The 24035-nt window shown below is 41.9% G+C and carries 21 protein-coding genes, 1 tRNA gene and 1 other RNA gene; 9 read left to right on the top strand and 14 right to left on the bottom strand.

What is annotated here, in order from left to right; all coding sequences use genetic code 11:
- Positions 1–23 precede the first annotated feature (23 nt).
- Complete coding sequence (locus PH_RS01400; protein ID WP_010884405.1) at positions 24–1889, bottom strand: phosphoenolpyruvate carboxykinase (GTP); 1866 nt, start codon at positions 1887–1889, stop codon at positions 24–26.
- A gap of 199 nt (positions 1890–2088) precedes the next feature.
- Between PH_RS01400 and PH_RS01395 the strand changes: the two genes are divergently transcribed.
- Complete coding sequence (locus PH_RS01395; RefSeq protein ID WP_010884404.1) at positions 2089–2619, top strand: metal-sulfur cluster assembly factor; 531 nt, start codon at positions 2089–2091, stop codon at positions 2617–2619.
- A gap of 21 nt (positions 2620–2640) precedes the next feature.
- Here the strand turns inward: PH_RS01395 and PH_RS01390 are convergent, their stop codons facing one another.
- Positions 2641–6108 carry a C1 family peptidase gene (locus PH_RS01390; RefSeq protein ID WP_010884403.1) on the bottom strand — a complete coding sequence of 1156 codons (3468 nt, stop codon included), beginning with the start codon at positions 6106–6108 and terminating at the stop codon, positions 2641–2643.
- A 283-nt stretch (positions 6109–6391) separates the two neighbouring features.
- Here PH_RS01390 and PH_RS01385 point away from each other — a divergent pair.
- A tRNA-Met gene (locus PH_RS01385) sits at positions 6392–6469 on the top strand.
- Between the two features lie 23 nt (positions 6470–6492).
- Here the strand turns inward: PH_RS01385 and PH_RS01380 are convergent.
- Positions 6493–7326, bottom strand: a complete 834-nt coding sequence (locus tag PH_RS01380; RefSeq protein WP_010884402.1) for an LAGLIDADG family homing endonuclease — start codon at positions 7324–7326, stop codon at positions 6493–6495.
- 95 nt (positions 7327–7421) lie between these two features.
- Positions 7422–8882: an IMP dehydrogenase gene (guaB, locus tag PH_RS01375; RefSeq protein WP_010884401.1), complete on the bottom strand. Its 1461-nt coding sequence runs from the start codon at positions 8880–8882 to the stop codon at positions 7422–7424.
- A gap of 121 nt (positions 8883–9003) precedes the next feature.
- Here guaB and PH_RS01370 point away from each other — a divergent pair, with 121 nt between their 5' ends.
- Complete coding sequence (locus tag PH_RS01370) at positions 9004–9588, top strand: regulator of amino acid metabolism, contains ACT domain protein (protein WP_048053082.1); 585 nt, start codon at positions 9004–9006, stop codon at positions 9586–9588.
- Here PH_RS01370 and PH_RS01365 read toward each other — a convergent pair.
- Together PH_RS01365 and PH_RS01360 are read right to left on the bottom strand one after the other, a co-directional pair.
- On the bottom strand, positions 9572–9847 hold the full coding sequence (locus PH_RS01365) for an acylphosphatase (protein WP_010884399.1): 276 nt from the start codon (positions 9845–9847) through the stop codon (positions 9572–9574). The genes PH_RS01370 and PH_RS01365 overlap by 17 nt on opposite strands.
- Positions 9848–9878: 31 nt before the next feature.
- Positions 9879–10520, bottom strand: a complete 642-nt coding sequence (locus tag PH_RS01360; protein WP_010884398.1) for a metallophosphoesterase — start codon at positions 10518–10520, stop codon at positions 9879–9881.
- Between the two features lie 159 nt (positions 10521–10679).
- Here PH_RS01360 and PH_RS01355 point away from each other — a divergent pair, with 159 nt between their 5' ends.
- A complete protein-coding gene (locus PH_RS01355) occupies positions 10680–12134 on the top strand; it encodes an NAD(P)/FAD-dependent oxidoreductase (protein ID WP_010884397.1) in 1455 nt (484 codons plus the stop codon).
- Here the strand turns inward: PH_RS01355 and PH_RS01350 are convergent.
- Entirely contained in the window at positions 12131–13273 is a 1143-nt protein-coding gene (locus tag PH_RS01350) for a cation:proton antiporter (RefSeq protein WP_010884396.1), read from the bottom strand. The two genes, PH_RS01355 and PH_RS01350, sit on opposite strands and share 4 nt — an antisense overlap.
- A 75-nt stretch (positions 13274–13348) precedes the next feature.
- Here PH_RS01350 and PH_RS01345 point away from each other — a divergent pair, with 75 nt between their 5' ends.
- Both PH_RS01345 and PH_RS01340 read left to right on the top strand, forming a co-directional pair.
- Entirely contained in the window at positions 13349–14281 is a 933-nt protein-coding gene (locus tag PH_RS01345) for a tRNA-5-methyluridine(54) 2-sulfurtransferase (protein ID WP_010884395.1), read from the top strand.
- Between the two features lie 86 nt (positions 14282–14367).
- Positions 14368–14823: a hypothetical protein gene (locus PH_RS01340; protein ID WP_048053081.1), complete on the top strand. Its 456-nt coding sequence runs from the start codon at positions 14368–14370 to the stop codon at positions 14821–14823.
- Here the strand turns inward: PH_RS01340 and alaS are convergent.
- From alaS to PH_RS09545, 3 genes are all read right to left on the bottom strand, one after another.
- Positions 14820–17567 (bottom strand): alanine--tRNA ligase, encoded by a 2748-nt coding sequence (gene alaS / locus PH_RS01335; protein WP_010884393.1) that lies wholly within the window; start codon positions 17565–17567, stop codon positions 14820–14822. The two genes, PH_RS01340 and alaS, sit on opposite strands and share 4 nt — an antisense overlap.
- A gap of 36 nt (positions 17568–17603) precedes the next feature.
- Positions 17604–17882, bottom strand: a complete 279-nt coding sequence (locus PH_RS01330) for a hypothetical protein (protein ID WP_010884392.1) — start codon at positions 17880–17882, stop codon at positions 17604–17606.
- A gap of 1 nt (position 17883) precedes the next feature.
- An RNA gene (locus PH_RS09545) (C/D box small nucleolar RNA) lies at positions 17884–17940 on the bottom strand.
- A gap of 80 nt (positions 17941–18020) precedes the next feature.
- On the opposite strand from PH_RS09545, the gene rimI reads away from it, so the two are divergent.
- Together rimI and endA are read left to right on the top strand one after the other, a co-directional pair.
- Complete coding sequence (gene rimI / locus PH_RS01325) at positions 18021–18539, top strand: ribosomal protein S18-alanine N-acetyltransferase (RefSeq protein ID WP_010884391.1); 519 nt, start codon at positions 18021–18023, stop codon at positions 18537–18539.
- Entirely contained in the window at positions 18536–19048 is a 513-nt protein-coding gene (endA, locus tag PH_RS01320) for a tRNA-intron lyase (RefSeq protein WP_010884390.1), read from the top strand. Before rimI ends, endA begins: the two co-directional genes overlap by 4 nt.
- Positions 19049–19076: 28 nt before the next feature.
- Here endA and PH_RS01315 read toward each other — a convergent pair whose 3' ends face one another.
- The 3 genes from PH_RS01315 to PH_RS01305 all read right to left on the bottom strand — a co-directional run bounded on the left by PH_RS01315 (position 19077) and on the right by PH_RS01305 (position 21965).
- Complete coding sequence (locus PH_RS01315) at positions 19077–20003, bottom strand: hypothetical protein (RefSeq protein WP_010884389.1); 927 nt, start codon at positions 20001–20003, stop codon at positions 19077–19079.
- A gap of 153 nt (positions 20004–20156) precedes the next feature.
- Positions 20157–20603, bottom strand: coding sequence for a hypothetical protein (locus PH_RS01310; RefSeq protein ID WP_010884388.1), 447 nt, complete (start codon positions 20601–20603; stop codon positions 20157–20159).
- Positions 20604–20777: 174 nt separating this feature from the next.
- On the bottom strand, positions 20778–21965 hold the full coding sequence (locus PH_RS01305; protein ID WP_048053079.1) for a glycine C-acetyltransferase: 1188 nt from the start codon (positions 21963–21965) through the stop codon (positions 20778–20780).
- Between the two features lie 176 nt (positions 21966–22141).
- Here PH_RS01305 and hisS point away from each other — a divergent pair, with 176 nt between their 5' ends.
- Positions 22142–23437, top strand: coding sequence for a histidine--tRNA ligase (gene hisS, locus PH_RS01300; RefSeq protein ID WP_010884386.1), 1296 nt, complete (start codon positions 22142–22144; stop codon positions 23435–23437).
- A 64-nt stretch (positions 23438–23501) separates the two neighbouring features.
- Here hisS and PH_RS01295 read toward each other — a convergent pair whose 3' ends face one another.
- A complete protein-coding gene (locus tag PH_RS01295; protein ID WP_010884385.1) occupies positions 23502–24011 on the bottom strand; it encodes a GbsR/MarR family transcriptional regulator in 510 nt (169 codons plus the stop codon).
- Between the last annotated feature and the right edge of the window lie 24 nt (positions 24012–24035).

Raw genomic sequence — 24035 nt, 5'->3', positions numbered from 1 at the left:
ATGTAAAATAAGGAAGAGGGAAATCAGATCCTTTTTTCAAGTGTAAATGGGCTTATATAATCACCGAACTCCGCTTTTGCTTTTAGCAATCTCTCCCTCTCATCCTTGAGTTGTTTAAATAGCTCCTCCGGGATGTTGTCAATTGGCTCGTATATCTTCCATATCCTCTCTATTTTCGCTAAAAGCTCTGGAACCCTTATCTTGAACTGCTTCTCGTAATCCTCCCTCGAATAATCCTTGTTGAGAACCTGCTTAAACAAAACCTTGAGATCCTCATATCTTGGAATGTATCCTATTGGAGTTTCTATAGCATCGACATCATTGTGAACCCTTAGCTCCATCCACTTGAGCCAAACTGCTTTATCAAGCTTTTCATTAAGCCACCGGCCGTTCTCCCTGAGGAAGTAGTTTACAGCGAATATTTTGGGAGTTTTCTTTAGCTTCCTTCCAAACTCCAAGTAGTTCCTTATGTAATCCCCTATGTGAACGCTCAAGAAGTCGAGGATCGACATTGGGTTAAAAGCCCTGACACCCTCCTTTCCCAGGGTTGCAGCAGTCGTTTCACTTTCGAGGGATGCTCCCATAGTTATAACCCCATGCTCCCAGTCAAAGGCTTCCCTAACCGGTGGCCAAGTGTCGGGATCCCTTCCACCGAATATCATCCCTCCAACTTCAACCCCACATGGATTGTTAAGGGCCTCCCTATCAAGGTTCGGGAAGGCTTCGAGCCTAACGGTAAAGCGAGCGTTCTTATGGCTCGGTGGAATTTCTTTCCCTTCAGCATCCCTCTTACCTCTCCACCACTTTCCGCTGTGGTTCTCCCCTTCATCTGGAATTTCTATCCCCATTCCGTTCCAATAGGGCTTACCATCCTTAACTAGAACGTTTGAGAATATGATCTCGACCGGAGAGTGGAGAACCTTCCATATTATTGGGTCATCCTTTTGGTTTACCCCCTCTATTATTCCAAAGACCCCTATTTCAACGTTTACAGCTCTCGCAATTCCATCCACGTTCTTTATGAAAACAAGGTCATCGCCAACTATGTTCTCCCAGGGAATCATAGCAGTAGAAGTCTTTCCACACATGCTTGGGTAAGCTCCTGTGAAGTAAGTTTTCCTTCCGTTCGGACCGTTAACCCTCATTAGGAACATGTGCTCGCTTAGCCAACCTTCCTTCACGGCCCTCTGGATGGTCAGCCTAAAGGCTAGCTTTTTCAATCCAATTGTGTTTCCACCGTACTGGGTGTTCGCTGAATAAACGGTTTCATCTAGCAAATCTATGTATATCCTCCTTTTGTCCAGATTCTTACTTGTCTTCCTCTCATCCAACTCGCCAGCTGAATGAACGAACTTAAAGAAGTTCTTAGTTGGGCCAAGTCTCTTAAACTCCTCGTATCCCTTTCTGTAGAGTAGAAACTCGGAGTGAGCTACGTAAGCTGAATCTGTAAGCTGAACCGCGGGAATTGTAAATATCGAATTTGTGGGACCAAGAACAAAGAAGCATATGAAAAGCTCCTTTCCACGCATTATACCTTTCATGATTTCTCTGATCTCCTTAAGCCCTTCTTCCCTGTTCATAGTGTTTAAAAACGGAAGTTCAACGCCTTTGGGAACCAGTAGCTTTGTATTAGTTTTATCTCTAGCTTGATCATAGTAGTTATCGTAATGAACGGTGTGTTTAGGAATCTCTAGCATCTTTTCTTCACCATAGTAAAGGGCCTTCCACCTTACGTACTCTTCATCCTCTGGGGAATCCGTACAAACGAAAACTTTGCTAGGCTCTAGCCATTCTATCCATTCAGCGAGAAATTCATGGAGGTAGGGATTGTTTATTGCAGCGATCTTCTCATATTGATCCTTTGGAAGTAGCTCCCTTAGCTTTTCCATTTTGAGGTCACCTTATTTTAAAGCGATAGTTAGACTATTAAACTTTTTACAAAAATGATCCTTATTTTACCCTAAATAATTTGATATATATTCAGCCCATTCGGAATTTTCAAGAAATTTATTCAAAATCAGGTATGGGTCAGATATGTTCCAAAAGGTTTAAATCTGGTTATTTAAACTACCCTTGGGGTTAAGGAAAATGGTAATGAAAGAGGATATTGCAACGATAATAAAAGACGTAACGGGTAAGGATTTTGAGGAGATCGTTGATGAGCTTTCAATTGATAATGGGATTGTAAAAATTGTATTCAAGGAGAAGATTGACGATGCAACTTTACTTAAGGCTTACAACAGGATTAGGGAACTAGAGGGAGTTAAACAGGTAGAAATTGGATTTAAGAGGGAAGTTAAGGAGGGGGAGAAAGTAAAGTTAACGGAAGATGAGATACTTGAAAAGCTGAAAGAAGTGATAGACCCAGAAGTTGGAGTGGACGTCGTGAACCTAGGTTTAATTTACGAGCTCAAGGTAAATCCTGATAATACAGTTTACATAAAGATGACGATGACCACTCCGGGGTGCCCACTGACTCTCTGGATACTTAGAGCTGTCGAGGAGAAGGTACTTGAAATCCCAGGAGTTAAAGATGTGGAGGTTGAGTTGACATTCGATCCGCCTTGGACTCCAGACAGAATGAGCGAAGAAGCTAAAAGAAAGCTTGGAATGCTTTAAACAAAAAGAAAAAAGGAAAAATCATTCCTCGCCCTTCAGCTCTTTTATGGCCTTTTCTAGTATTCTCACGGCCTTCATCTCATTAACGTATGCTTGCCTTAGTGGAGCTAGTAGCCTTATGTCATATAGATGATAGATTACGTTACCTTCACTGAGCTCAAGAACCTTTGAATAGTACTCTCCAGCCTTCTGGTGGTACTCAAGGGCTAGAGCTAGTGTTTCATTATCCACTCCAAGCTCGACTGCTTCCTCGTAGAGCTTGCTGAACTTCTCAGAATACAGCTTGTACCATGAGTATCCCAGGAAGTTTAACGTTGGTATCGAAACCTTCCTCCTTGGTGCAGGCTTCGCATATGAACCATAGGCAACGATCTTCGGATCTTGCTTAATCACAACGAAGACAATCCCGTTCTGGACATAGTAGTACGCTATTGGATCGCTTTCATTCGTAGTTAGCTGAATCTTCTGACCGTTCTTAATTAGGTAGATCTTACTGATATTAACATCCCTAAGGGCTATGACGGCTACTCCATTTTCTCCTAGCTCAACGTCAGCTGTTATCGTTACTGGGTAAAGCAATTTACCATCTTCTTTCTCTGGCTCTCCAACACTTGTTGTTGCTTCAACACTAGCATTCCATCCAGCAACTAGGGTTGCATTAGCTTCTCCAGTAGCTACGGATTCAATTGCTGAGGAATTAACGAATATCGAAGGAACGTTGTTGACCACTGGAACTTTGACCTCATAAGTTCCTTCAGATGTGGTAACGTTCGCAACTACAGTCTTATTTTCGACTGTTACTGTGACATTTCCGGTTACGCCGACATTTACCGTTGCATTCTCAACAGTTACCGTGGTAACATTAGCTCCGGCTTTTACTATAAAGTGAACTTTTGCAACTCCAGTATTGTTCCAAGTATCTACTGCAGTTACAACCAACGTATAAGCACCGTCACTTAGGTTGAGCGTTCCAGTGTAATAACCTGAGCTCTCATTGTATGTGAGCTCTAAGACTTCCTCCCCAACTTTCGCTGTAACGTTCACTATTTCTACAGCATCCTTTACGGCAACTTTCACTGGTATTACGGTTTCGTTGTATATGGTTTCCTCTGGAGAGATTATGCTAACAGTGGGAGCGCTTATCGTTACAGTCCTCTCTGGAAGAGCAACTTCTTTTCCGTTCGGGTACGTGACTATGACGGTGTAATTATAAGTACCTGCATGTAGTTTTAATTTCTCAGCTATACTATTAGCGTAGAAGTAATAACCTCCCTCTTCAGCGGTAAGAGGATAGCTCTCATTTCCAATTACTATTCTAGCATCCTCCAGTGGAATTATGCTATAGATGCTGACGTTAAAGTTGCCATACTGCACGGTAACGTTGTTTGGTGCTACATCATACGAGACAACTGGGATTTCCAGTGGAACTGTAACGTAACCTCCATCCGGAATTGATACGTTGCCCTCTAAGCTTCCAAGAACTTTGTATTCTCCTCCAATGCTAATAAGCAGAGTAAAGTTGTAGAGCTCTCCAGTAAAGTTGTCGGGTAGTATGTCTTTTGGCTGGACATAGAAGGTTACCTCTGTTGGTGTGCTATTCTTATCTTCCATATAATAAACTAAGTAATCGGATAACTGGCTAACATCGAAGGCCATTGGACTCTCCGGGAATGGATGGGCTTGCGGTAAGTACGATTCCAACAATGAGAGGTTTGAGAGTATTGCATTGTACTCCTTATCTGAGATGTAATCAATCCAGAAGTCAAGATAATTGTGGAACCATACAATAGTGTTGTTGACCTTAACACCAGCCAGAATTCCTGATGAGGCTATAATTTCATATGTCGTAGAATTATAAATGCCATCAACTACTTCCCCTCTATATGGATGGTTAATTCCAATAACTGTCATTAGTCTTGGCTTGTATTTTGCTGCTTTGGGGACATAGACGAAAGCTTCATCGTAAGATATGAAAATTGGTAATTGAATTAGTCCTCTTACCGAGATTATATACGGATAGTCATACCAAGTATAAGTCCTTGCCGCTTCATATGAATACTTCCAGAACCCATTATCTCCCCAGTCAGTTCCCCAGGAGTTAACCATCAATAGTGCTCCTTGTCCATCTGGTGTTGTAACATTGTCATCATATCCTATTATAGTTACGGCATGTCCTCCGGCCCATGCCCAATAGTAGTTATTGAAGTTTACGTAAGCGATTCTACCTGAGCTAACATAAGTTCCTTCAGGAATGTAGTGCAGCATCCACTCAAAGTTGGCCAGTGCATACAGATCTACAAAGGCATTGTTCACGAACCACTCTTCACCCTTTAGAGAGTAAGCTGATAGATAAAACTTCGCTTCATCCCACCATGTTTGGTTGTTTACGAAGCGCTCATAGAATGTTGCATTAATCTTCTCAACGGCCACTGGAATTGTATCAGTAAGTGAAACCCCAAAGTCATTCACTAAGACCTCTTTCATTAGTTCTATGTAAATGCTAGGATCTCTCTCAAAAGTCTCATTATAAGCCGAACTAACCCAATCTAACAATCCTTCTACCGTCCAGTACTTATATCCGTCACTAGTCCAGTAGAGATCTGAATAATACTTACTGTATTCAACATAGAAATTAAGCCAATTTATGAAATCTTCAGGTCTATTCAGGAATTCAAAGCTTGGAAGAACTAATAATGCTGTCTGAACAACATATCCACTTGCCAGTAATCCTTTAAGGTAGTTCCACTGAGTGCCATTGTCCAAGTAAAGGAGATACCACATTCCTTCTGGAGTGTAATAGTTATAAGGATCCCAATATTGCCACACGTACATATCATATGTTCCGCTGTTGTATGGAGCCATCATCCACTGGGTTAAGTTAGGCCAGACCCAAGCATAGTTCTCTGGATCGCCACGAGGACCCAGCACATAGAGCGGAAATGCATTTAGAGGAACTGCTCCAATGGTAGAAATGACGTTCATAGCATCCCACATGTTAGATCCTTCGTCAGCACCACCGTTTATCAGGTTATAGGTAAATGTTGGGTTCATGATATCCTCTGGACTTGTGGGGTGAGGATTATTTCTCCACCAGTTAAGCATGTAAGTCCATACGTAATATGTCGAGCTCCAGCCTACACAAGAGCCAACGTGACCCTGATTTCCTACAGGGGGTAGATACTCTGTATTTTCAACCCTGGAAGGTAGTTGATTCCCAGAGTTTCCAGCGGAAAGAGGTAATGTTCTACCAAGATAAAATGGAGCGTACTTTAGGGCCTCTCTGAATGCCCTTTCATCCATTACAGGGTATATATGGCCTGTTAGCCTTAAGTATTCCTCTGGAGGGATCCATTTCAATCCCGTCTTCCTTGAAGGTATCAGATCGTCAGCTAAGGATTTAGACGTAGGAGTTGCTGAAGCTGGTTTGAATATTGGCATCACTGATAATACCAAAAAGAGAGCAATTGCCAAGCTTACCAGCTTCTTCATGAACTACCACCCCAATTGGTGCTAGAGGTCATGCCATATTTTGTATACTAATGTGCAATTTATAAGCGTTGCTCTTTCTTAAATTACATCATAGAAATAGTTTGTTAGCCTTATTCTCTAAAATCTTTAATGAAAATGACTTAATTATTGAGGCACAGGAATTTTCTAACCTGAATGAGCTTGTTGATCTCTGAACAAAGAAAGAGAAGCCTCGAACATGTAAAACAGTAAACTCAACGTAAACTTTATAAGCCCACTAATAAAAGTTAATAACGGGTTGAGCAGCGGGGTGGGGCAGCTAGGAGTGCCCGCCGGGCTCATAACCCGGAGGTCCGAGGTTCAAATCCTCGCCCCGCTACCATGCTCATTTTTGTACATTGGGGTTCATAAATGTTCGTTAAATTTGATTAGTAACCATTCTCTTAGCTTATTCTGTTTCCTTGAAATCGTGAATCCAACCTCTTTGGCAAAACGTCTCACACTCTCCACCCTATATATTCTAAGCTCATAGAGGTTCTTCTTATATGAATACTGTTCCCCTCTAATTAGGACTCTACTTCCAGCTTTCTTTGATGCTCGTATCTTTGAGTGTATTCCTAAACATGATAAGAGCCCTTGAGAAAACTCTAAGAGTTCCAACTCATAGTTCCAAACTGAAACATATGAAATTTTCTTAGTTTTTGGATCCAAATAAACGTAACCCTCGCTATCAAAGAACCCTTTCAAAAACTCCCTCGGATAAGCTTTTGCAACTTCAAATAGCTCTTCCTTAGGCTTTTCTAAAAATTTATAAAGGGATTTACTCGTAGCTTCAGCAACGAATCGTTTTCTACGTCCATCGCTTTCCTCATAAAATTGAGGATTAGTCCCTATTTCTCTCAAAGCCTCAGCAAATGCCTCAGCGAACTCCTTATCTACGACTTTCAAGCGAATCCGGTATTTATAATCGTTCAAACTAATGCTACCATCACCAAAGTATACTCCAACGATATAAGCTAAGGGAGGAGATGGTTTCAAATTAACAACTTTAATCTTCCCAAAAGGGTTATGCTTCCCTTTACACCATCTCAACACGGTTGTCTTGGATACTTTCACACCTCTTTCTTCAGCGATTCTTTTTGCTATTTTAGAATAGCTCAACCCCGTACTTCTAAGCTCTTTAACGTACTCCAGAAGTTCTAAAAGCTCCTCCTGTCCAAGATCCTTTAGCGTGAGCATACTTACAACTAATCATGATAATTTTTAAATCTTTTTGTAATTATCATAAATCACATCAATAGAATATTAAACTTCAAAAAGATTAAAAATAAAATCTAAAACTTCTCCAAAGGATAATTGGGGGCCTCATTAGTTATTATTATGTCATGGGGGTGGCTCTCCTTAATTCCAGCATGAGTTATTATCACGAACTCTCCCTTCTCCTTAAGCTCCCTTATGTTTCTAGCTCCTACATATCCCATTCCAGCCTTTAATCCACCAACTAACTGATAGAGTACCTCGCTCACGGTTCCTCTATAAGGAACAACACCCTCAACTCCTTCGGGAACGAACTTCCTCGTTTTCATGTAGCCGCCTTGGTAATACCTCTCCGCACCCCCTTTCATCATAGCACCTAAGCTCCCCATCCCTCTGTACTGCTTGTACTTCCTTCCGTTTATTATCACCTCTTTCCCTGGAGCTTCTTTAGTTCCAGCAAGAAGATTCCCAAGCATTACAGCATCTGCCCCAGCAGCTATTGCTTTAACTATGTCCCCGGAATATCTTATCCCTCCATCAGCAATGACGTAAAGCCCGTATTCTTGGGCCCTATCGGCCACCATTGCTACGGCCGTTATCTGGGGAACTCCAACTCCTGCAACTATTCTCGTTGTACATATACTTCCAGGTCCTATTCCCACCTTTACGGCATCTGCAAAGGTAAGGTCATCAACGGCCTTAGGGTTGGCTATGTTACCAACTATGAAGTCAGCATCAACCTTCTGTCTCATCTCCTTCATGGATTTTATCGCCTTAAGGTTGTGAGCATGGGCCGTATCGACGACAATTACATCAACACCGGCCTTGTCAAGTTCTATTGCCCTTTTAATGTCAAAGGGACTAACTGCAGCAGCTACGAGCAATTCTCCATTCTCATCTCTCACAGCGTTCTTGTACTTTTTCCTGGCCACGAGGTCGCTCATTGTAATTAAACCCACTAATTTACCCCTCTCATCAACTACGGGGAGCCTGTCGATTCTGTTCTCTATCATTATCTTTAAGGCCTCTTCCACCTCGATACTCTCAGGAACTGTTATTACTTCCTTCGTCATCAACTCTTTTACAAGCTTCCCTTCCCTGGCAGCTATGTCCTTCTTAGTTATTATTCCAACTACCTTCTCATCCTCCACAACAGGTAAACCGTCTATTCCATGCTTTTCCATTAAGAAGAGTGCGAAATCAACAGTTTCATCAGGGGCTATCGTTATTACATCCTCAACTATTAACCTCTCGGCCCTTTTAACCCTCTTAACCTGCTCAACCTGCTCCTCTATACCCATGTTTCTATGGATCACTCCGAGGCCCCCTTCCCTGGCCATGGCCACGGCCATCTCCCACTCTGTGACTGTATCCATTGCTGCACTTAGAATTGGGATGTTTAGCTTAACGTTCGGAGTTATCCGGGTAGAAACGTCAACATCCTTTGGCTCTACTTCCGTCGCTTGCGGGATCAAGAGTACATCATCAAACGTGTAACCCTTAATAGCTTTTTCTAGTTTTTCCACGAATTTTCCCATCTTCCTCTCCTCCTCACCCTTTTTTATGAACTAATTGAGGGGTATAAAAAACTTGTCGACCTATGGGAAGGTAAAATTTAAATATACATTTTTACACAATCATGAGTAAGAGGTGACAGAAATGATACATATACTCGAGGAATACTTCAGGGGGTATCCAGCGAGAAAGAAGGTTGTTAAGTTCCTATGGGAGGCGGGGCTCTCAGTTAAGAATGGGAAAATTTATGTGAAAGATGTTGAGGTTCCAATAACAGGAATAGCCGAGGTAACTGGGGTAAACAGGAAGATTGTTTATCATACGATAGAATACATAGAGTCTAAACCGGCCTTGAAGATACTCTTTGAAAATTTAGCCCCGAGGCAGAGCTTGATTTCCATAGCTCCCCTGATGGGATGGGAAGTTCTTGAGCTCACGATTAGCAAGAAGGCTTACGAGAGTACTGTAGCTATGGTCCTTAATGGGCTGGCCAAAAGAAGGATCAGGGTGATTGAGATATTTGGAACGAATACTTATGAGGGAAAAGCTAAGGTGTACATTGTAATTGAAGGTGTGCTACCCTTTGATATGATAGCCGAGCTAAAGAAGACCAACACTATTGAGAAGATAGTCATAAGAACGTCAGAAAAGGATAAAGAGAAAATGATATGCCCGAAGTGTGAAGTCAAGTACTGTCCCAGGAAAATTTCGCTCACCCAACGATCCTGAAGCCCTTTTCTCCTTTTGGTTGCTCCCATTTAACTTCAACCCTTGTAACCCTTGCCAGTGGAGGCCCTTGATGGGCCCATCCTATTAGGGCTTCAACCCTTTCCTCATCACCCTCTAGAACGGCTTCAACACTACCATCTGGAAGGTTTCTTACCCAACCGTTAACGCCAAGCTTTCTTGCCTCCCTCTGCATGCTCCACCTAAATCCAACTCCCTGAACCCTTCCATATATCTTAAGGTGAGCCCTAACTATGGCCATACCACTCCCCACCTAAGATTTACTTTACCGTTTATAACCTCTCCAGCTTCACCTCCCAAGTTTCGGAATCTATTACAGCATAATATCTCCTTGATAAGGGACCAGGATTTACGACTAAAGTTTCTCCAATTTTATCAATTCCCCTGGCCTCATGAATATGTCCACAAATACAAATTGGAGGCTGTTCTTCCTCTATGAACTTTCTTAACCCCTTACTTCCGGCATGTATGCCAGAAAATGTTTTATCTATCCTAGTTCTGTATGGGGGTGCATGGGTGAGGACTATATCACCACTCCTATAGTTCCTCTTCAGCGAAGAGTATATCTCCTCCTCTGAGAATTCCCATATTGTAGAGAAGGGGGTCACACTAGATCCTCCAAACCCCACAACTCCAACCTTTTTTACCTCTACCCTGGCGTTATGCACATTTATTCCCAGCTCATCTAAAACTTTTGGAACATCCTTCCCATCACAGTTTCCCATTACAGCTAGAACCCTAACTCCAAGCTTCAGAAGAGGCTCCAGGATTTGTTTAGCAATTTCTCCCCCACTGAAGTGAGTTATATCTCCAGCTATTAACAACAGCTCGGCCTCTATCTTTTTTAGTATATTGGCTAGTGCTACAGTTGAAGCCATATTACCATGGATATCGGTGACGGCCACGATCCTCATATGCTCACCCCAGAGTTCCCATTAGGTAACTAAAGATAAAGGTTCTAAATATAAACATGAGAGATTTAATGTGCAAATTTGTGTATAAGCAGGAAAATAGATAGAAAAATTTTGCCAAAAATTTTATAAACATACGAGGAGGGGATAGGGTAGGGAAATATGGAAGAAAAGTTTGATGTCGTTATTATTGGAGCAGGTCCTGCAGGTCTTTTTGCCGCTTACGAACTCGTTGAAAAAAGTAACCTTAAAGTTCTCATTATCGAGGAAGGTGGGGATGTTGATCAGAGAGTCTGCCCTATGTATGAGCTTGGCTACTGTATTGGATGCAAACCTTGTCACATAATGAGTGGAGTTGGAGGAGCGGGTGGATTAAGCGATGGAACCGTTAACTTGAGACCCGACATTGGTGGAGACTTAACCGAGCTTACGAACGATGAAAACTATTCTTGGCAACTCGTGTGGGAAGTAGATCAGATTTTACTGAGGCATGAAGCACCCAGAAACCTTTACAAAGGCGATCCTGAACAGATAAAGTACTGGGAAAGGAAAGCAGCCCAAGCTGGTGTTAAATTTATTCCAATAATTCAAAGGCACATAGGAAGTGATAATACGCCTAAGGTTATAAAGAGCATAAAGAATTACCTCGAAAAAAAGGGGGTAAAGTTTCTTCTATGGACTAAGGCCCTCGAATTTAATAAAGGCTGGGTAAAGGTTAGAAGGGGCAAGGATACCTTCACGATAAATGCAAGGTACATAATAGTCGCCCCAGGGAGGGGAGGAGCAGATTGGTTCCACGAAGTTGCTAAAAAGATAGGTCTTAAAGCGAGACATGGGCCAATAGACGTTGGCGTTAGAGTTGAAGTTCCAGCTATAGTCATGGAACCCATCACGAGCATAAACCATGATCCTAAGTTCCACATTTACACGGATACTTATGATGACTTCGTGAGGACTTTCTGCACTAACCCCTACGGGTTCGTAGTAGAAGAGAGATACGATAACTACGTTGGGGTCAACGGGCATTCAATGAGAGAAAAGAAGAGCAATAATACCAATTTTGCCTTACTTACGAGAATTGAACTTACTGAACCCGTTGAAGATACAACAGCATATGGAAAGAGCATAGCTCAGTTAGCCACTACCATTGGAGGAGGAAAACCCATAATTCAGAGACTTGGAGATTTAAGAAGGGGGAGGAGAAGTACCTGGTCCAGGATTAGGAAGAGTGATGTTGAACCAACTTTAAAGCACGTTACACCGGGAGACATAGCAATGGCCCTTCCTCATAGAGTTGTTACCAATATAATCGAGGGATTGGAGAGGTTAGATAAGGTAATTCCTGGAGTTGCAAGCGACCATACATTGCTTTACGCTCCCGAAATTAAATACTATGCTATGAGAGTTGAAGTTAACGAGCTTCTAGAAACGAACATAGAGAATGTGTTCGCAGCTGGCGATGGGGCCGGATTGAGTAGAGATATCGTAAATGCAGCTGCAACGGGAATAATGGCCGCTAGGGGTATTCTAGTTAAGGAGGGACTCTACAACCTAAAAGACTTCAAAAAGCCAGGAAATTGGAAGGAGAAAATAGAAAACCTAGAGCCAGAATATTAACCTCGCGAAAAGGCTAATTTAAGTAGGAATGGAGTCACCAAGGTGGTAACAACAACCATAGTTACGGGAATTGCTAGGGTTCCCCTTGTTAGTATCCCTTCTTTTAATCCAACATTCGCAATTATTAGGGCAACCTCCATCCTGGGTATCATGCCTATTCCAACCTGCAGAGCTTCAGCTGGTTTGAACTTAGTTACCAAAGCTCCAAACCCACACCCCTGGATTTTTCCTATTATGGCAATTAATGAGTAAACGATAGCAAATACCCCAGCAGTAGCTAAAACCTTTATATCAGTCTCTATTCCTATACTAACCAAGAAGATGGGAATGAAAAGCGAGTATCCAATGGTCATCATCTTGTCGGTTACCTTCTTTGAACCTTCACTCATTGAAACTAGGAGACCTGCTAGATAGGCCCCGGTAATTCCAGCAAGCTGGAATTTCTCTGCTAGATAGGCAAAGAGAAGCATTATCACTATTGCGAAGGTAGTTACCGTTTCAGGGAGGGTAATTTTTTCGGACAGCATTAGAACTTCCTTCACTATGGGATGACCAATAAAAATCCCAAGCAGGAAGAATATTATAACCTCCGCGAGAATTATCTCTATATCAAATATTTCTACCCTGCCCCTACTGCTCATTGCAACAAGTATTGTAAGGATTATTATCCCAAGAACGTCATCCACTATGGCCGCAGCTAAAATGGTCGTCCCAACCTTAGTCCTTAACTTCTTCATCTCCATCAAAATGCTAGTTGTAAGCCCAACGCTCGTCGCGGTTAGGATACCACCAAGAAAAAGGGCCGCCAAGCTCCTATACCCATAAACAATTGCAATCAAATACCCGAGAAGGAATGGGACAAAAACTCCCATCGTAGCCACTATAAATGCTGATAAACCCACGTGCTTAAATTCCTCAACATCTGTTTCAAGGCCGGCCAGGAATAGTAATATAATGACGCCAAGCTCAGCAAGGAACCTTACTTCCTGGCTGTACTCTACAATGTTTAAAAGGGAAGGTCCAATTATTATCCCACCGATGAGTTGACCTAATGCCGCCGGAAACCCAAGCTTAACCATTAAATACCCAAAAAGTTTAGCGACTACTAAAATTATTGCAAGCTCAAGGAGCACATTCATTTATTTCACCTACCCACAATTTTAAGTAAGGAAAATTTAAAGATTACCCTTTATTAGAACTCGGAGGGAAGAGTTATGAAATGTAAATTCTGCTCAAGGGAAGCGTATATCAAGATTCATTACCCAAAGATGTACCTATGTGAAGAGCATTTTAAGGAATATTTTGAGAGAAAGGTGTCGAGAACAATAGAGAGATATAAGCTACTCACAAAAGATGAGAGGATCCTCGTTGCGGTAAGTGGAGGAAAAGATTCAGCAGTTACAGCATACGTGCTGAAAAAACTGGGTTACAATATAGAGTGCCTCCACATAAACCTTGGAATTAGTGGGTACTCGGAGAAGAGTGAAGAGTACGCGAAGAAGCAATGTAAACTTATTGGAGCCCCTCTCCATATAGTTAGGATAAAGGAAATACTTGGATATGGAATAGGGGAAGTGAAAACAAGAAGACCACCATGCTCGTATTGTGGGCTAACGAAGAGGTATATAATGAATAAGTTCGCATATGACAATGGGTTCGATGCTATAGCGACTGGGCATAACCTTGACGATGAAGCGAGCTTCCTTTTGAACAATATACTCCACTGGAATACAGAGTACCTGGCTAAGGGTGGTCCCATACTCCCACAACAGGGAAAGTTCATTAAAAAGGTAAAACCCCTATATGAAGTCACAGAAAGGGAAGTTGTAGCCTATGCTTTGGCCGTAGGGTTAGAGTATATAGTAGAAGAGTGCCCCTACGCAAGAGGGGCAACAACCCTGGATATGAAGGGAGTACTTAATGAACTTGAAGAGAAAAGGCCAGGAACGAAGTTCAACTTCGTGAGGGGATACTTAAAAAAGAAGAAGCTCTTTGAACCTGAAATCAAGGAAAAGGAGATTAAAGAATGCAAAATTTGTAGAATGCCATCGAGTGGAGATATCTGTGCGTTTTGTAAATTCTGGGGGCTAAAAAAGGAGATAAACTTCAAGGTAAGTTCAACCGATGAAGAGCCTTTTGGGCCCTGAGAGATGATGAAAGCCCCCCTATCTGAGGGGGATAAACTTAATTTATAAAATAACATAATCCACTCTATTTCAGGGAGGTGGTGAAGATGGACAAAAAGATCGTAACCCTTGCAGTAATACTAGTTGCCGTCTTAGTTTACGCTATGAAAACGGCCAGTATCCCGCCAGCGTACGTTGAAGGTTCGGCCGAGATATTTCTAATGAACAATAAGACAGTAACAATAGTCGAAAAGGATGGATGGGGATTATTTACCCTAACAATAAAGCCAAAGATCTCCGACTTTACACTTGAGATAGAATTTCCAGAAGGTACAAAATATCTCATCAAGAAAAATGGAAAAGAACTTAGAGGGGAGAATACGTTCTCCACAAAAATATCTGGGAATACGGAACTTATAGTTAACTTCCAGCTTCCAAAGGATAAAACAGAAAGATTGTACAGGGAAGAAGGTGAATATTATATAAAAATAAAAACGACAAAGCTACCATTTTGGAATGCTGAATATACGATTTACCTGATTCCAAGAAAAGAGAAAAGCTAAGAGAACATAGATTTAATGCTCTCAATAACATCTTTTGCCTTGCTGATATCCTTTACTTTACCCTGGGCAATATCCCTTCTTCCTCCACCTCCTCCGCCGGCTATTAATGTTATCTTCTTGGCTAACTCGTTGGCTTCAACACCAACCTCGCTCCCCACGGAAACCGCGAAGTAGCCATCCCTCGATATTAAAACAACAACCCTTTTCGGTTTCTTAAGCTTCTCAACGAGTTCCCTCAAATCTTCCATGCTTCCCTCAACTACTTCCCCTATGAATTCTATACTCCCGATCTTTTGCATTTTAGACTCAAGCTCGTAAACTAAGAGCCTAGCTAGCTCCTTCTTAAGCTTATCTACTTCCTTTCTTGCCTCTTTCCATTCATTGAAAAATCTCTCAGCTGTTTCTGGAAGCTTCTCTGGGGGAACCCTTAAAACGTTACTAGCTTTCTTTAACAGATCCCTTTCCTTCTGCCACTCTCTTATCGCAGCTTCACCGCAAGCGAATATTATCCTCTCAACTCCATCCTGTATTCTCTCAGTCCTAAGTATTTTAATCGGACCAACCAAGCCTGTGCTCGGTAGGTGAGTTCCACCGCAAGCTTGGACATCCCAATCCTCTATTTTTACAACCCTAATCTCCCTCCCAGGAACTACTCCACCCTGGTAAAGTCTAAAGCCATACTTCTGCTCTGCTGTAGTTCTTGGCAACCACTCCCACGTCACCTTTCTGTCCTCCATGACTATCCTATTAGCCAGCATCTCAATTTCCTTAAGTTCCTCTTCACTAATTCTCTTGTAATGGCTTATATCCAATCTCGCCCAATCGGTAGTGAGTTGTGAACCTGCTTGCCACACGTGCCTCCCCAGAACTCTGACCAAGGCCCCCATGAGAACGTGAGTTCCAGTATGGTGCCTCATGTGCTGAATCCTTCTCTTCCAATCTATCTTCCCGTGAACTATCATTCCCTCCTTAAACGCCCCTGGATCCTCAACCTTGTGGATTATAACCTTCCCAACCTTCTGAACGTTCGTGACCTTGACTTCCCTTCCATTAACGATTAAGACACCCGTATCGTAGGGTTGCCCTCCACCCTCCGGATAGAATGCCGTGGCATCTAGGATAACCCAATCCTTAATTACCCTAAGAACCTTGGCATCAAACTCTTTCATAAAGGGATCCTCATAATAAAGTCTCCTCGTGTCTGGTAGATCCTTAAGTAGCTCAAAATCAACTAGTTCTTCTCCCTTCTCTTCCTTAGTTCTTTCAGCTTCTTTAGCCACCATGCTGTAGAAATTGTCGGGGATGTTTACCTTAACCCCCTCTTTTTCAGCGATCTCCTTGACTATCTCAGGCGTTAGGCCATGACTCTCATAGAAGGTTACAAGCTTTTCCACGGGTATCTCCTTTATACCCTTCTTCTTCAGCTTCGCAATCTCCCTCCTTACAAGGTCACTACCCCTTCTAAGCGTCTCCGCATACTTCTTCTCTTCAAGTTCGATCATCTCAAGAATAATATCCTCCATCTCCTTAAACTCGGGGAACGTCTTGTGAAGTTCTTTAATATGCAAAGCGACTATCTCACTTAAAGGAACTTCAAGCCCTAACTCTCTTAAATGCCTTATACTCTTCCTTATAAGGAGTCTTGCTAAGTACCCAGCCTTTACGTTAGAGGGAACAACACCATCAGCTAACATGAAGGTTAATGCTTTCGTGTGATCCGCTATTGCATATATAAGCTCATAGGGCCTTATGGCCTTCTCAAGTTCCTCGACAGTTATTCCAACCCTCTTAGCAACTTGCTCCCTTAAGTAGCGTAAGTCTCCCAGATCTTCTATATCGAACATTCCAGCTAAGCGTGAGTTCTCCATGAGGATCTTTTCATCTATCTTCTCAATACCGGCCATCTTCTTCAACGGCTCAACTACATAACCTAAGACTGCATCGTACGCAGTTGGGGTTCCTTGGCTCATCCAAACGAGTCTTTCAAGGCCATATCCCGTATCTACAACCTTCGTTTCCATAGGAATATACTTCTCCCCCTTTATAACAACCACCTGATCCTGGGGAGCGTTCTCCGGGGCCTTCTTGTACTGCATGAATACCAAGGTTGCAACCTCTAAACCTCTATAGAGTACTTCGAATGCGGGCCCAGCATTTCCTCCACCAGCCCAGGGGTTCTCCTTGAAGGTTATATCCTCAGGCTTCATCTTCAACTCCTTTGTGAAGAACTCAAAGGCTAGCTCAACGGTTTCATCCATCCAGTATATCGGCTTTCCTGGATAGTTGAAGGCATGATGAGCCATCATCTCGAAAATAGTGAAATGTCTTCCAGTTATTCCTACGTTGTCTATATCCGTGAACCTTATAGAAGGCTGGGATATCACTAGTGGATTAGCTGGGGGATCGGCTTCACCACTTATTACCCAGGGCTGGAAATCCATTATAGAAGCTCCCACTAAAAGAACGTCATCTCTCCACCTGGGAAGGACTGGATACCTCTTCACCCTACCATGAGGATAAATCTCATGCTTCTCAAAGAATCTAAGGAACTTCTCACGCATCTCATCTAAGGTGTATTTCCTGGGTATTCCTGGCTTTCCGATGAACTGATACTCGTCACATGGAGGGTCTCCACAGGTTTCCCTATCAGGATCAAGAGTCCAGAAGGGCTTACCGCAGACCTTACACTTCTTCCTTATCCACCCCTCTTCCTCGAACATTCTTGTCTTCATTATGAACTCCATTTTCCACCCCTAAAGCTCCAAGTGTGAGTAACATAATTAAATGTTTTCTTGATCTTCTTCGAAATTTTCTTCATCGATTATCACGAAAGGTACCTTCATCTCCTTCAAAAGGTTAACCAATTGATTATACCGCCTCTCAAGCCTTTCAAGTTTATATTTAAGGTTAGCATTTTCTAGTGCTAAAGTCGTGATCTCTTCGTTTTTCATCTTTAGCTGAGTCTTTAGTTCTATTATCTGCTCTTCTAACTCAACTACCGAGCGCTCAAGCCTATCAATTTCCTCAATGAACTCCTTGCAAAGGTACTTTTTAATCATGTTATCAGCTCCGCAGACTGATCATCACCGATCAGGGGGCTCCAGATTCATCATCTTAATAGGATACGCTTATTCACTTTTAAATTATGCCCTATGCCCCAAGAATGAATTTAAAAATCAAGGAACATAGTTAAACACATGGAAGACTTCGCTGAAAGTGAAGGAGGAGTCAAGAAAAAGATCCCCATATCCCTAGTAACGATAAGATCCGCAAAGTTATTTGACATACCCTTCATAATGAGGATAGAGCAGGCATCTTTTAGGGAAAAGTATCCAAGAGGATTATTCTTAACATTCTTAGAGTCTAATCCAGACACATTTCTAGTGGCCGAGTATAATGGAAAGGTCATAGGTTATGTCATGGGGTATCTAAGGCCCGACATGGAAGGACATATAATGAGTATAGCCGTTGATCCGAATTATAGGGGAAATGGGATCGGAAAGGCCCTTATGATAGCGGTGATAAATAAGCTGTTTAAGAAAGGGGCTAGATGGATTGGGCTTGAGGTTAGGGTAAGCAACGTGATAGCGATAAATCTCTACAAAAAATTAGGGTTCAAGATAACGAAGAGGATATACAGTTATTACTCCGATGGAGAGGATGCATTCTACATGATTCTAACGCCAGAAGATTGGAAAAGGGTGAACTTAGAATGAAGAAGCCTATAGAGTTTTATTTAAGTGGGGACAGAGTTTACAGCACAAGGGAGAAGGCCATAAATCAGCTATACAACAATAGGGGGTATGGAGAGCTTAAGGGAGATAAACTGTTCTTATCTTTAATTGAAGCGGCATATCTAACAGAAAAAGGTTGGATAAAAGTTGTTGATAAGGACAAAGAGCTTAAATTTGACGACCTAATGAAGTTGGGTAAGAGCAGGGATGAAGATTTTGACATAAAATACATCGTTTACAAGGATCTCAGGGATAGGGGATATATAGTTAAATCGGCCCTAAAGTTCGGTTCTCACTACAGGGTTTACAGGAAGGATGCGGAGCATTCTGACTGGCTTATCTGGGTTCTAAGGGAAAATCAAAGACTCTCACCTAATGACATCACGGCAAGAGCAAGGGTAGCCCATGGCGTTAGGAAGAACATGGTGCTGGCAATAGTTGATGAAGACGGTGATGTTGTTTACTATAAGGTTGAGTGGATCAAGTTCTAATAAAAGAAAAAAGAAACGCTTAATGGAGCTATTCATCGCATTCGGCAAACCTGATATACTCCATAGGTGGCCCAGGAACTGCTATTCTTTCTGTTCCTACCCGAATTATAAGCTTCGGCTTAAAGTAAATGCCACTGACGTTAGCGGGTACTTCAACAGATACCTCCAATATACCAGTAGAATTAGGTAGAAGCTTGTGAATCTCTTTTTTGGACATGCTATCTACAAGTCTAAATTTCCGTACTTCAATGTCAGGCGGTTTAGGATACACTTGAATCTCACTCAGTGGAAATGAAACGTTCTCAATAACGATTGGCTTGGAATAAAGGTTTGTAATTGTTACTTCATATATAAACGCGTCTGGACCTTCTTTAAAAGAGATGTAACGAGAGGTGTAGTTACCGAATTTTAGGTGAACTTCATCAGGTTTTATGGAGGCTACATGGAAGTAAAGCCACACGGGAACACTCTTCTCTTTTATTATTGCTCGTCCTCTCCAGAGCTGAAGCAAAAGTGCATCTCCGGTGATACCTATCAGTTTTCCTGGAGATGAAAACTCTAAATGAAACGGAAGTGAAACTCTCCCTTTTATTATTTCTCCCATTTCGAGCAATACTGATGTGTGATATGTAGTAGTAAAGTTTGTACCACTTATGTAAACCTGGACGAGGCTAGAATTCTTGATATAGTTTATGGAAGGGTATACGGCCAGGATAAGGGTCTCATTAGGGTAAACGTATCCATAACCCCAAATTGAATCTGGGCATATAGGCTTTAGAGACTTCTTCTCAGCTGAAGATGGTGCTTCAGGGGTTATCGTTACTGGAGAGTAAGTTGTCTCATTAGGGGGAGTCTCCTTAGAGGGAACAGTCTTATTATCAGGGCTTTTTTGGAAAGCAAAAATAACGATTCCGGCTAGAATTAAAATTATAAAAAGGAAGAGTCGTTTTTTCATAAACTTCCCTCCATTAGCTGTTAATTGGATGGCTTTCCGCTAAACATTCAGGTATTACATCCATCTTTATATAAGCATAAGCAACATTGGACGTTGCTATCTCCCCATGGTTTGTTATTAGGTACTCTCTCTGAACGATTTTCTTAACAGGTATCACACTCCGAGCCCAAAGCCATGTTTCTCCCCATATTTGCAATATCCAGTACAAGTTATAGATTTACAAATTTGTTCTCCGATAGTAACCCCTAAGGTTTCTTCAATGACTACAGTGCTAACCTTGAGATCACCTGAAACCGAAACAGTGGTGCATTCTTGTACTTCTCGAGATAATGAACATCCAGAGCTGGCGTAGCACTCCATAGTTGCTACTACCCGCTTAGATGTATACTCTGTAGTATGATAATAAACACCATCTACCTTCCATTTCCTTCCATAAATGACATATTGAGGTTGTGGTTTTGGAGAAAACTTAGCAGAACTTGAAATAGCTGATTGAGATGTTGCCGTGACGCTTTCAGCTACTAATCCAACCATTAATACTCCCAAAAAGAAAACTATTAATACTTTCCACTTCACTAACTCCACCTCCCATAGGATCATGCAACATCTATCTTTATATGTTTTTCTATTTTCGAGTAAAATTATTTTATTTCTTTTTTAAGTATAAAATTATTCAAACTTTAGTTTTGCTCTTAGAATAAGCCAGGATAAGCTCTCATAAAAGAGATGGATATAACAAAGTTTAATCATCCTATTTAAAAAATAAGAAGGAAATCACTTCAAGAATCCCGTCTTCTTTCCGAGATCTTCAAAAGCATCAATAACAAGCTTGAGATCCTCCTTTGTGTGAGCTGCTGAGGGTTCAAGCCTTATCCTAGCAGTTCCTAGTGGAACGGTCGGATAAACTATCGCCTGGGCAAAGATGTTGTACTCCTCGTACAACCTTCTCGAGAACTCCTGGGCAAGCTTCTCGTCGTAAAGCATTACAGGGGTAATCGGGTGCTTGGTATTTCCTAAGTCATAGCCGAGATCTCTAAGACCCTTCTGGAGGAAGTGAGTGTTATCCCACAGCTTCTTGACCAAATCATCACTCTTCTGAAGTATTTCAACTGCAGCTATTGCTGCAGCAACATCTGGCGGATTCATTGCACTTGAGAAGAGGAATGGTCTAGCCCTCTGCTTGAGGTATTCAATAGCTTCCTCCGGCCCAGCTACGTAACCTCCTATAACTCCAAAGGCCTTGCTTAACGTTCCCATCTCAAAGTCAACCTTGTCATGTAGGTTGAAGTGATCCACGATTCCCCTTCCGTGGCTTCCCAGGACACCCTCACCGTGAGCGTCGTCAACGTAAACTATTGCATCGTACTGCTCAGCAACCTCAACTATCTCTGGCAGTGGAGCTAAGTCGCCATCCATTGAGAATACTCCATCGGTAACAATGATTTTCTTCTTCTTATCCTTATTCTCTTCAAGCTTCTTCTTTAAGTCATCCACGTCAAGGTGCTTGTAGATAACCTTGGGAGCACCGCTAAGTCTCATTCCATCTATAATGCTTGCATGATTAAGTTCTTCGCTTAAGAATACTCCATCTTCTCCCTTCCTTAAGAGTGCACTAATTGCTCCAAGGTTAGCGTTGTAACCGCTCTGGAAGAGTATCGCAGCTTCCCTCTTCTTGAACTTGGCTAACTTTTCTTCAAGTTCAACGTGAAGCTCCATTGTTCCAGCTATCGTTCTAACTGCACCGGCACCAACTCCATAGTCGAGTATAGCTCTTATAGCAGCTTCTTTAATCTTGGGATGGGCCGCTAAGCCGAGATAGTTATTTGAACACATGTTAAGGACTCTCTTACCGTTCACAACGATCCATGGCCCCTGAGCGCTCTGGAGAACCCTTATCGTCACGTAAAGGCCTTTTTTCTTTAGTTCCTCAAGCTCCTCCTTAATCCAATCAAGCTTCCCCATAAGAACCACCGACTACATTTGGGCATTAAAGTATAAAAGATTTGCAGTTAGCATATTGACACATCAGAAATAGATAGTCCAATATATGCAACAGTATTCAGGCATTGTATAAAGGTAATCGTCTTTATTGCAGAAATTTTTTATGGTGGGCCCTGAATGGAGGAGAGGGAGGTATCATGATAGAGAGAGTCAAAGGAACTAGGGACTTTCTGCCCGAGGATATGGCTAAAAGAAGATGGGTATTTGAAAAGATTAGGGAGGTTTTTGAAGCTTACGGCTTTAAGGAGATCTTAACCCCCGTAATGGAATACACAAAGCTATTCCAGCTGAGAAGTGGAGAAGAGGTAGTAAAGCAGTTATACGCTTTTAAGGATAAAGGAGGGAGAGATGTTTCTCTAAGACCAGATATGACGTCGAGCGTTGCTAGGCTATATGTAAATTCATTCCAAATGGCCCCAAAACCTATAAAGTGGTACTATATAGCTAATATGTTTAGATACGAAGAGCCTCAAAGTGGTCGTTACAGGGAATTTTGGCAGGCCGGAGTTGAGTTAATAGGAAGTGACAAAGTAGAGGCCGATGCAGAGGTTATAGCATTATTCGTTGAGAGTTACCTCTCCACAGGCCTCAGAGATTTTACGGTTAACATAGGAGATAGAATTCTTCTAGATGAGTTCGCAGGAATGCTTGGAGTGTCGGATGACATTGGATTAATGAGAATAATAGACAAGAGGGATAAACTATCCCAGGAAGAGTTCATCAACTTACTTAAAGAATTCGGCTTAGGAGAGAGCGAAATTGAAAAGGTGCTTGAACTTGTTGAAATAAAGGGAAGACCAGATAACGTTTTACCTTTAGCGGAGGAGTTATTTAAAAGCAAAAAAGCTAAAGAGGAAATATCCAAACTATACAAGCTAACAGACCTTCTTGAGTGGTACGGTGTAAAGGACTGGATCCGCATAGATCTGGGAATAGCAAGGGGGTTTGACTACTACACGAGTATAGTTTTCGAAGCAATATCCCCCAATGAACTTGGGATAGGATCCATAGGGGGAGGGGGGAGGTACGATAATCTTATAGAGATCTTTGGGGGAAAGCCAACACCGGCCACTGGATTCGCAATTGGAATAGAAAGGTTACTACCAATCCTGGAATGGAAAGGTTTAATTCCCAAACCTCAAACTGGCCCAGAAGTCTTCGTCATACCTCTAAAGGACATGGAAAAAGTTGCAATTAATATAGCAGTAAAGTTAAGGAGGGAAAAGATAAAAACAGACATAGAGCTTTCAGGAAGAAAGCTAGGAAAGGCTTTAGACTATGCAAATAGGGTGGGAGCAAAGTTAGTCATAATAGTTGGGAAGAGAGATGTTGAGAGAGGGGTTGTAACAATAAGGGATATGGAAAGTGGAGAGCAATATAACGTCTCTTTAAATGAGATAGTCGATAAAGTTAAGAACCTCCTTAAAAGATAATAAGGTGTGATGATGAACGCCATCGATACTGAGATATGATGACCGGATTCCTGGCTGATTTCTTTTATTTTGAACATTTCTCTAGGACGTGGAGAAGTTCTTCCTCAGACCTAAACTGCATTATTAGAGTCAATAGTTTCCTTGCAACTTCATTCCTTTTTAGTGCTATCTCAAGCTTTTTCTTAATCTCTTCAACTTCGCTCCCCTTTTCATGTTCAAGCTCTTTTAGAGCTCTAAGAAGGTTTTCTCTAGTTTCATCTATATCCCTGAGTATTTTTTCATAGAAAGCGGAACTCCTCCATTCAGAAAAGTTCTTTGTCGCTATGAAGTAGGCCTTCCTATCCCCTGGTTTCTTAACCCTCTGGACTAGACCAACACCTTCAAGAACCCTCATTGCAGAGCTCACATGAGAAAGAGAGTAACCAGTTATCTCAGCTATCTCGCCTAAACTCATAGGCCGCCCAGATAAAAACAAGGCCCCATAGATGTATCCGACGAGCTCACTTTGACCAAGCCTCCTAGCCGTGTTTGCGAAGGTTTCCATGATAATCTTCTTGGCCTCCTTAATACCCATCTTTGTTCACCATAATGTTTTTAA

This window comes from Pyrococcus horikoshii OT3 (genome assembly GCF_000011105.1).
Lineage (GTDB): Archaea > Methanobacteriota_B > Thermococci > Thermococcales > Thermococcaceae > Pyrococcus > Pyrococcus horikoshii.
Note: the sequence above shows the minus strand (reverse complement) of the source record. Positions and strands in the feature narration are given on the sequence as shown.

What these genes read in the sequence shown, in the direction of transcription:
- PH_RS01305 (WP_048053079.1), bottom strand. Translation starts at nt 21,965, where the DNA reads ATGGGGAAGCTTGATTGGATTAAGGAGGAGCTTGAGGAACTAAAGAAA.
- guaB (WP_010884401.1), bottom strand. Translation starts at nt 8,882, where the DNA reads ATGGGAAAATTCGTGGAAAAACTAGAAAAAGCTATTAAGGGTTACACG.
- PH_RS01360 (WP_010884398.1), bottom strand. Translation starts at nt 10,520, where the DNA reads ATGAGGATCGTGGCCGTCACCGATATCCATGGTAATATGGCTTCAACT.
- PH_RS01310 (WP_010884388.1), bottom strand. Translation starts at nt 20,603, where the DNA reads ATGATCCTATGGGAGGTGGAGTTAGTGAAGTGGAAAGTATTAATAGTT.
- PH_RS01370 (WP_048053082.1), top strand. Translation starts at nt 9,004, where the DNA reads ATGATACATATACTCGAGGAATACTTCAGGGGGTATCCAGCGAGAAAG.
- PH_RS01295 (WP_010884385.1), bottom strand. Translation starts at nt 24,011, where the DNA reads ATGGGTATTAAGGAGGCCAAGAAGATTATCATGGAAACCTTCGCAAAC.
- PH_RS01390 (WP_010884403.1), bottom strand. Translation starts at nt 6,108, where the DNA reads ATGAAGAAGCTGGTAAGCTTGGCAATTGCTCTCTTTTTGGTATTATCA.
- hisS (WP_010884386.1), top strand. Translation starts at nt 22,142, where the DNA reads ATGATAGAGAGAGTCAAAGGAACTAGGGACTTTCTGCCCGAGGATATG.
- PH_RS01345 (WP_010884395.1), top strand. Translation starts at nt 13,349, where the DNA reads ATGAAATGTAAATTCTGCTCAAGGGAAGCGTATATCAAGATTCATTAC.
- PH_RS01350 (WP_010884396.1), bottom strand. Translation starts at nt 13,273, where the DNA reads ATGAATGTGCTCCTTGAGCTTGCAATAATTTTAGTAGTCGCTAAACTT.
- rimI (WP_010884391.1), top strand. Translation starts at nt 18,021, where the DNA reads ATGGAAGACTTCGCTGAAAGTGAAGGAGGAGTCAAGAAAAAGATCCCC.
- PH_RS01400 (WP_010884405.1), bottom strand. Translation starts at nt 1,889, where the DNA reads ATGGAAAAGCTAAGGGAGCTACTTCCAAAGGATCAATATGAGAAGATC.
- PH_RS01330 (WP_010884392.1), bottom strand. Translation starts at nt 17,882, where the DNA reads ATGATTAAAAAGTACCTTTGCAAGGAGTTCATTGAGGAAATTGATAGG.
- PH_RS01355 (WP_010884397.1), top strand. Translation starts at nt 10,680, where the DNA reads ATGGAAGAAAAGTTTGATGTCGTTATTATTGGAGCAGGTCCTGCAGGT.
- PH_RS01380 (WP_010884402.1), bottom strand. Translation starts at nt 7,326, where the DNA reads ATGCTCACGCTAAAGGATCTTGGACAGGAGGAGCTTTTAGAACTTCTG.
- alaS (WP_010884393.1), bottom strand. Translation starts at nt 17,567, where the DNA reads ATGGAGTTCATAATGAAGACAAGAATGTTCGAGGAAGAGGGGTGGATA.
- PH_RS01340 (WP_048053081.1), top strand. Translation starts at nt 14,368, where the DNA reads ATGGACAAAAAGATCGTAACCCTTGCAGTAATACTAGTTGCCGTCTTA.
- endA (WP_010884390.1), top strand. Translation starts at nt 18,536, where the DNA reads ATGAAGAAGCCTATAGAGTTTTATTTAAGTGGGGACAGAGTTTACAGC.
- PH_RS01365 (WP_010884399.1), bottom strand. Translation starts at nt 9,847, where the DNA reads ATGGCCATAGTTAGGGCTCACCTTAAGATATATGGAAGGGTTCAGGGA.
- PH_RS01315 (WP_010884389.1), bottom strand. Translation starts at nt 20,003, where the DNA reads ATGAAAAAACGACTCTTCCTTTTTATAATTTTAATTCTAGCCGGAATC.
- PH_RS01395 (WP_010884404.1), top strand. Translation starts at nt 2,089, where the DNA reads ATGGTAATGAAAGAGGATATTGCAACGATAATAAAAGACGTAACGGGT.